This window comes from Neobacillus bataviensis LMG 21833, assembly GCF_000307875.1.
GTDB lineage: Bacteria > Bacillota > Bacilli > Bacillales > Cytobacillaceae > Neobacillus > Neobacillus bataviensis.
Genome location: NZ_AJLS01000149.1, coordinates 1 through 8208, shown reverse-complemented (window position 1 = coordinate 8208; position 8208 = coordinate 1). Strand labels below are relative to the sequence as shown.

General features: G+C 41.8%; 6 protein-coding genes. 5 read left to right on the top strand and 1 reads right to left on the bottom strand.

All coding sequences use genetic code 11. The annotated features are described in order from the left end of the window. Window positions 1–206: 206 nt before the first annotated feature. From recJ to dtd, 4 genes are all read left to right on the top strand, one after another. Window positions 207–2570: a single-stranded-DNA-specific exonuclease RecJ gene (recJ, locus tag BABA_RS23240; RefSeq protein WP_007087710.1), complete on the top strand. Its 2364-nt coding sequence runs from the start codon at window positions 207–209 to the stop codon at window positions 2568–2570. Then, the gene (locus BABA_RS23235; RefSeq protein ID WP_007087709.1) at window positions 2561–3073 is read left to right on the top strand and encodes an adenine phosphoribosyltransferase; all 513 of its coding nucleotides are present in this window, start codon (window positions 2561–2563) and stop codon (window positions 3071–3073) included. Before recJ ends, BABA_RS23235 begins: the two co-directional genes overlap by 10 nt. 211 nt (window positions 3074–3284) lie before the next feature. Beyond that, entirely contained in the window at window positions 3285–5480 is a 2196-nt protein-coding gene (locus tag BABA_RS23230) for a RelA/SpoT family protein (RefSeq protein ID WP_007087708.1), read from the top strand. A gap of 17 nt (window positions 5481–5497) precedes the next feature. Further along, on the top strand, window positions 5498–5941 hold the full coding sequence (dtd, locus tag BABA_RS23225; protein WP_007087707.1) for a D-aminoacyl-tRNA deacylase: 444 nt from the start codon (window positions 5498–5500) through the stop codon (window positions 5939–5941). Between the two features lie 40 nt (window positions 5942–5981). On the opposite strand, the gene BABA_RS23220 is transcribed toward dtd, so the two are convergent. Further along, window positions 5982–7760 carry an N-acetylmuramoyl-L-alanine amidase family protein gene (locus BABA_RS23220; RefSeq protein WP_007087706.1) on the bottom strand — a complete coding sequence of 593 codons (1779 nt, stop codon included), beginning with the start codon at window positions 7758–7760 and terminating at the stop codon, window positions 5982–5984. Between the two features lie 157 nt (window positions 7761–7917). On the opposite strand from BABA_RS23220, the gene BABA_RS27760 reads away from it, so the two are divergent. Next, window positions 7918–8094: a hypothetical protein gene (locus tag BABA_RS27760; protein ID WP_007087705.1), complete on the top strand. Its 177-nt coding sequence runs from the start codon at window positions 7918–7920 to the stop codon at window positions 8092–8094. The last annotated feature ends 114 nt before the right edge of the window (window positions 8095–8208 follow it).

The following is an 8208-nucleotide window of genomic DNA, read 5'->3' as shown; positions in this document are numbered from 1 at the left end:
ACGAGCCGGCGAGAAGGTTGCTCTTTAACCTTCTTGACGGATTGGCTTATGACCCCGAGCCCCTAGGCGCTGGAGCTAGACAGTTATCAAAGTACAAAGTATAAATTCATTTTTTTAAAAATCGCAGTTTATCTGCGGTTTTTCTTTTTATTGAAGAGTTTTTATCACTCCTGTATAATGAATAAGTCTGAGGGGTGTACAAACAAATGTTACAGTCAAAAACAAGATGGATTGTTCGCAGTTCTGATGAAACCATAGTCAATATGCTGGCAAATGAATTGAAAATAACACCTTTAGTTGCGTCATTGCTTGTCAATCGCGGCTTGGATACCGTAGAGTCTGCACGGTATTTTTTATTTGAAAAGGATGGATTCCACGACCCTTACCTATTAAAAGGGATGGATCTTGCCGTTAATAGAATACGGGAAGCGATTGAAGCACATGAACCGATTCTTATATATGGGGATTATGATGCTGACGGTGTAAGCAGTACATCGGTATTAATGATCACACTTCGCGATATGGGTGCCAATGTCCAGTTTTACATCCCAAATCGTTTTACTGAAGGATATGGCCCTAATGAACCGGCATTCCGACAGGCAGCGGAAAATGGAATAAAGTTGATTATTACTGTGGATACTGGAATATCAGCCGTCCACGAAGCAACCGTTGCGAAAGAACTGGGAATTGACCTCATCATTACCGACCATCATGAACCTGGGCCGGTTTTACCGGAAGCACTTGCGATTATACACCCAAAACTTCCTGAAAGTATTTATCCATTCCGGGAACTGGCGGGGGTGGGAGTTGCTTTTAAATTAGCTCAAGCTCTTTACGGAAAAGTACCAGAGCATTTGTTTGAAATTGCCGTTATCGGGACGATAGCTGACTTAGTATCATTAAAAGGCGAAAACCGCCTAATAGCCAAAAAAGGCCTTGAAAAATTGAAAGCCTCGCAAAATATTGGACTTAAAGCGATCCTTAAATTAGCTGGGGTCGACCCTTTGGGAATTAATGAAGAAACAATTGGCTTTACGCTTGCACCGAGGATTAATGCCGTCGGTAGATTAGAAGATGCCGATTTAGCCGTCCAACTGATTTTGACCGAAGACCCAGAAGAGGCACAGCAATTAGCGGAAGAAATGGACGCTTTGAATAAAACAAGGCAAGCCATCGTTAATACCATTACCGAGGAAGCCATCGAAGAGGTTGAAAAGAACTTTCCAACAGTCACGAATAAGGTTCTTGTCATTGGCAAGGAAGGCTGGAATGCTGGCGTTATTGGTATCGTTGCCTCCAGGCTTGTAGAAAAATACTATCGGCCGACGATTGTATTGAACTACGATCCGGAAAAAGGGGTAGCAAAGGGCTCGGCACGGAGTATTGCCGGCTTTGATTTATTTAAAAATCTATCAACCTGCAGGGAATTACTCCCTCACTTTGGCGGGCATCCGATGGCTGCAGGAATGACATTAAAGCTTGAAGATGTTGTCGAGCTTCGGACAAGATTAAATCTGCTTGCAGAAGAGCAGTTGACGGCAGAGGATTTTATTCCCGTTACCTATCTTGACGAAGAAATTCAGCTTGGAGATATTCATTTATCGTCATTAGAAGAATTGAATTTGCTTTCTCCTTTTGGCATGGACAATCCTAAGCCAAAAGTTTTAATAAAAAACGTGGATCTTGCTAATATGAGAAAAATTGGCAATGAGCAAAAACATCTAAAGGTTATTGTAAATGATGGTAGTGCAAACCTTGATGGGATAGGGTTTGGTTTGGGTGCTTTGGCTGACCAAATTTCACCTGCCTCAAAAATTTCATTAATCGGGGAATTATCGATTAATGAATGGAACAATATACGTAAACCGCAAATTTTTATCCATGATCTAATGGTTGAATCATGGCAGTTATTTGATTATCGTGGACAGAAGCGAATCAAGAGCATGGCACACACCGTACCAGTTGAAAACAGGAAATTCATCCTTTTTAATAAGGACCATTTTGAAAAAATAAATGCCGATTTGAAAGCAGAGTCGATTCTCATTCAAAATCTCGATGAGGCAAAGGCATTTGATGGGTACAAGGCGAATATCGCACTAGTCGATTTCCCGCCATCCAAAGAGATCCTTAAAGTTTTATTAGAAGGAAGACAGCCATCAAGGATTTATGCTTATTTTTATAAAGAATCCAGTGACTTTTTCAGCACGGTTCCAACTCGCGACCATTTTAAATGGTACTATGCGTATCTTATGAAAAATGGCCCAATTGATTTAAAACGACATGGTGACGTCATTGCTAAGCACCGCGGCTGGTCACAAGAAACGCTTTATTTTATGTCAAAGGTGTTTTCTGAATTGGATTTTGTTACAATAAACAATGGATTTATTACATTGAAAACCGGAGCGCAGAAGCGTGATTTAGCTGACTCGAGAACCTATCAAACCAAAAAGAACCAATATGCACTTGAAAGGGATTTATTGTTCTCATCCTTTCAGGAATTAAAAGGCTGGTTCGATCAAGTTATTCAGGAGTCAGTTGAAACTGAGGAGGCAATTACAGAATGGATTTAAAGCAATTTATTACAATCGTACCCGATTGGCCGAAGCCAGGAATTAAATTTAAGGATATCACCCCGTTAATGAATAATGGTGAAGCCTATAAATATGCAACAGATCAAATCGTTTCGTATGCAAAAGAGAGAGAAATCGATATCATTGTGGGTCCGGAAGCACGTGGATTCATTATCGGTTGTCCTGTTGCCTATTCGCTTGGAGTAGGTTTTGCTCCAGTCCGTAAAGACGGGAAACTTCCGAGGGAAACGATCAAAGTTGGCTACGGACTCGAATATGGAAAAGATGTTCTAACTATTCATAAAGATGCGATTCAGCCTGGTCAGCGCGTGTTAATTACCGATGACTTGTTAGCAACTGGCGGGACGATTGAAGCGACGATTCAATTAGTGGAACAACTCGGCGGTGTTGTCGCTGGGATTGCATTCTTAGTTGAGTTAAGTTATTTAGACGGCCGTAAAAAGCTTGACGGCTATGATGTTTTAACATTGATGCACTATTAAATACTGCAGGAGGGCACTCAAGAAGAGTGCTCTCTTTATATAATAAAAAAATTCGACTCTTTTTTTCATAATTTGCAGAAAAAAGGTCACAATCTCTTTACATCTTGGCTTTTTTTTCTGATAATAGATACAATCATTCTAAATTAGGAACGATTTGTTTACCCAAAAACATTTATATAAATAAAATTGAGATGAAAATAAAGGTGATTTCATGGCGAATGATCAAGTGTTAACAGCCGACCAAGTCATCGACAAGACGAGAAAATACTTAAATGAAGAGCATGTTGAATTAGTCAGTAAAGCATATGAATATGCGAAACATGCTCATCGTGAACAATATCGAAAATCGGGAGAGCCGTATATCATTCATCCCATACAGGTTGCAGGAATCCTGGCAGACCTGGAGATGGATCCGGCAACGGTTGCTGCTGGTTTTCTCCATGACGTAGTGGAAGATACGAATATATCCTTAAAGGATATTGAGGAAGCTTTTAATGACGAAGTGGCCATGCTTGTCGATGGGGTTACAAAGTTAGGAAAATTTAAATATAAATCTCACGAAGAGCAGCAGGCGGAAAACCACCGGAAAATGTTTGTGGCAATGGCACAGGATATCCGGGTTATTCTGATTAAGCTTGCCGACCGTTTGCATAATATGCGGACACTGAAACATCTTCCCGTAGAAAAACAGCGTCGGATTTCGAATGAGACACTTGAAATTTTTGCACCTTTAGCACATCGTCTTGGAATTTCTAAGATAAAATGGGAATTAGAGGATACTGCGTTAAGGTATTTAAATCCGCAGCAATATTACCGGATTGTAAACTTAATGAAGAAGAAACGTGCCGAACGAGAGCAATATTTAGAAGATGTCATCGTGGAAGTCAAAGCGCGGATGGGTGAGGTCTCGATCAAAGCTGAGCTTTCCGGTCGTCCGAAGCATATTTATAGCATTTATCGAAAAATGGTGCTGCAAAATAAGCAATTCAGTGAAATTTATGACTTGCTTGCTGTTCGAATTGTGGTCAACAGCATTAAAGATTGTTATGCCGTCCTTGGAATTATCCATACTTGCTGGAAGCCAATGCCGGGAAGGTTTAAAGATTATATCGCCATGCCAAAGCCGAATATGTATCAGTCCCTGCATACAACCGTGATTGGCCCGAAAGGTGACCCTTTGGAAGTGCAGATTCGGACGTATGAAATGCACCGGATTGCTGAATTCGGGGTTGCGGCACACTGGGCATATAAAGAAGGCAAGACCATTAGCGACAGCTCGACCTTCGAACAAAAACTTACGTGGTTCAGGGAAATTCTCGAATTCCAAAATGATACGGCCAATGCCGAAGAGTTTATGGAGTCATTGAAAATCGACCTGTTTTCCGATATGGTGTTTATTTTTACACCGAAAGGCGATGTGATTGAATTACCTTCCGGTTCTGTACCAATTGATTTTGCCTATCGGATTCACTCGGAAATCGGTAATAAAACAATCGGTGCGAAAGTGAACGGAAAAATGGTGACGTTAGACTACAGGCTTAAAACTGGCGACATTATTGAGATTCTTACATCTAAACATTCCTACGGCCCTAGTCAGGATTGGCTGAAGCTCGCGCAAACATCACAGGCAAAAAATAAGATTCGTGCCTTCTTTAAGAAGCAGCGCCGTGATGAGAATGTGATTAAAGGCAAAGAGCTTGTCGAAAAAGAAATCCGCAATATGGAATTCGAACTTAAAGAAATTTTAACAGCAGATAATCTGAAAAAAGTTGCGGATAAATTTAATTTTTCCAGTGAAGAAGATATGTATGCCGCGGTTGGTTATAATGGTGTAACGGCCCTGCAGGTTGCAAACAGGTTGACCGAGAAATGGCGTAAAAAACGCGACCAAGAACAGTCCGCGAGCATTACAAATGTGATTTCAGATTTAAAATCGTTTCCTTCAAATAAGAAACGGGAATCCGGTGTTCGCGTTCAAGGGATTGACAACCTGTTAATTCGTTTGTCAAGATGCTGTAATCCGGTTCCAGGGGACGAAATTGTTGGTTTTATTACAAAGGGTCGCGGTGTTTCTGTTCACCGCTCCGATTGTACAAACATTGATTCCAATGATGCCCAGTCAAGGTTAATCCCGGTTGAGTGGGAAACTTCCTTAAATGATCGAAAAGAGTATAACGTTGACATTGAAATCAGCGGCTACGATCGCAGAGGGCTCCTGAATGAAGTCCTTCAAGCCGTTAATGAGACGAAAACGAATATTTCTGCTGTTACCGGGAAATCGGACCGCAATAAAATGGCAACAATCAGTATGTCTATTGCGATTCACAATGTGAACCACCTGCAAAAGGTGGTAGAACGGATTAAACAAATTCCAGATATTTATTCGGTTCGCCGGATTATGAATTAAGGTAAGGTGTGTAAGAGATGAAAGTAGTAGTTCAACGGAGCAAGGATGCCAAAGTAACCGTAGACGGGGAAGTAACGGGGCAGATTACTAAAGGGTTTGTCCTACTGGTCGGTGTGACACATGAAGATCAAGAAGCGGATGCGGCCTATTTAGCTGATAAAATTGCTCACTTAAGAGTTTTTGAAGATGTAGAGGGAAAAATGAATTTGTCTTTATTGGATGTTGGCGGTGAAATCCTTTCTGTTTCCCAGTTTACCCTCTACGGGGATTGCCGTAAGGGGCGGAGACCTAGTTTTATCGGGGCAGCGAGACCAGAGCAGGCAATTAAGCTATATGAGGCGTTTAATGGGCTGCTGCGCGAAAAAGGGATTCACGTTGAAACAGGGGTATTCGGTGCGATGATGGATGTCCAATTAGTCAATGACGGCCCTGTGACGTTAATTCTAGAGAGTAAGGTATGAAAAAGAGCTTGGCCCTTTCAGTTAGGTGCCAAGCTCTTTTTTAATTTTTAAAAAACCTTGCCAATCCGTCATATAAACCGGATGCGGCATTTTCTTGGAATCCGCTTGAGTTTAATGTCATTTCTTCCTCAGGGTTGCTAAGATAGCCCAGCTCCATAAGAACTGCCTTCTGACTGTTTTCGCGAATGACATGGAAATCACCAATTCTCACGCCGCGGTCTATTAATTTGGTTTGTCCGACTGTTGAGGCAAATAGTGTATCCGCAAGCGTTTTTTGATAATTGTGATAGTAATAGCCGGTCATGCCGCGAACACTGCGATCTTCGTTGCTATCGTAATGCAGGCTGACGAAGGCATCAGCATTGTAGGCTTGTGCAGCACTCACACGGGATGGCAAAGGTATAAAAGAGTCATTGCTTCTTGTTAGGTAGACCGTTACACCGGCGGCCCTTAATTTATCAGACAATAGCCGGGCTGTTCGAAGGGTCAGTTCCTTTTCTAAAGTTCCGTTTGCGCCAGTTGTCCCGTTATCCCCGCCACCATGGCCGGGATCCAATACAATGGTTTTATTTTTAAGATAGCTTTCGGCTCCTAATTTCTGAATTTGCGGGTTCGTGCCATCAATTGATACAATCCAACCGGCAACATACCCCGTATTTCCGTTTTTCAGTATTACCTCATACCAATCATTGATAATCCTTTTCACGGCAAAAGTATCACCTTCATTTGCTAGTGCAGCAACATCTGATTGGACATTTGCTTCTTTTCGGATATTTGTTCCGTTATGTAAGATGGTAATTGTACTTTCCTTCTGAGCTTGTCCAGATTGAGGTGTCCCAGATGGGGATGTCCCCGTCGTTTTATCAAGGTACCAGCCGGCAACCCATCCAAATCTACCAGACTTGTATTCTATCTTTACCCAATTATTATTTTCCTCTAAAATAGCAAAGCTTTGTCCTTGGGTCACGGTGCCGATAATGTTGAAATCCAATGAAGAGCCGGCACGGACACTCAAACTGCCTGCTGTTACTTTCCCATTGATTCCACTCAATACTTTCTTAGGGGAATCCTTGGAGGTATCCGTTTTCGTGTCAATAAACTCAGAATTTACCCACCCCTTCACAGATGCAAAGCCAATCTCCACCCAATTGTTTTGTTTGGAATAGATAGTTACATTCGTTCCCTTGGTCAGTTTTCCGGTGATCGGACTTGTGGCGGATGGTTCTTTTCGAACATTTAATGTATCGCCATTTACCACGCCTGTACCCGTGCTAGTGGATGGCGTTAGTGTTGGTGTATTTTCCTGTTTAACGGTTTTACTCTCTAAAAAGTCTCGTACAACCCAGCCTACACCAAAGGATGAGGTGATTTTGTACCAGTTTTCATTTTGATCTAGGATCGTGACTTCTTGTCCCTTATTTAAGAACCCGACAATCTGGAAGCTTGTCCCAGGACCCGAGCGAATTCTTAACTGATCTGTTTTCGCTTTGGCGATGGAGCTTGTGGTTATAGGTGTTGTGGCAGCTGTTGCAGTCTTTTGCTGATTTTCTTTGGTAACAAGCCAGTTGACAACCCAGCCTGTTTTGCCAAATGGTAACTGAATCTCAAACCAATCATCTTTCTCTTTCACAATCGAATACCGTTCGCCCCTCTTGGCTATTTTTACAAGGGGATAACTCAGCCCTGGGCCGCCGCGAACATTGACGGCATCAGTGGAAATTGTCAGCGATTCACTTGCAGCACTACTTTTTCCTTGTGGCAGGAAAGCTCCGAATACTAGAATGATTGCTACGAACAATTGAAAAATCTTTTTATTCATCGGTACCCTCCTTCGCCTTTTATTTTACCGTAAAACGGAGAGAAATTCATTCCTTAATTGTTAAAAAAGTCCAACATAGACCATCAAAATGACTTTCACATGCAAGTTTTTCGTCTTTCATGGAAATAATAGAAAAAAAGATAGAGGTGAATGATGGATGAGGTCGAGTGATAAAGGAATGAATGGACAAACAATGGATGGACGCCTTTTCGGAGTGGATTTTCACGATTTTATTCAAAAGGAGCAGCATGCATCCTCCATTGAGCTTGCATCCGAATTCGGGATCACAATGGGGGATGTCAGAAAGTTAAAAAAACATTTAGGAAGGTCGTAAAACTTTCTTGACATTGCTACTATTGCTCCGTATTATTATATAAATAAGAAAAGCGCAAGCGCCCTGGTCAGCGGCGTATGGCCTGGAGCGCTCCAACTGAGATAAAGGAAACAC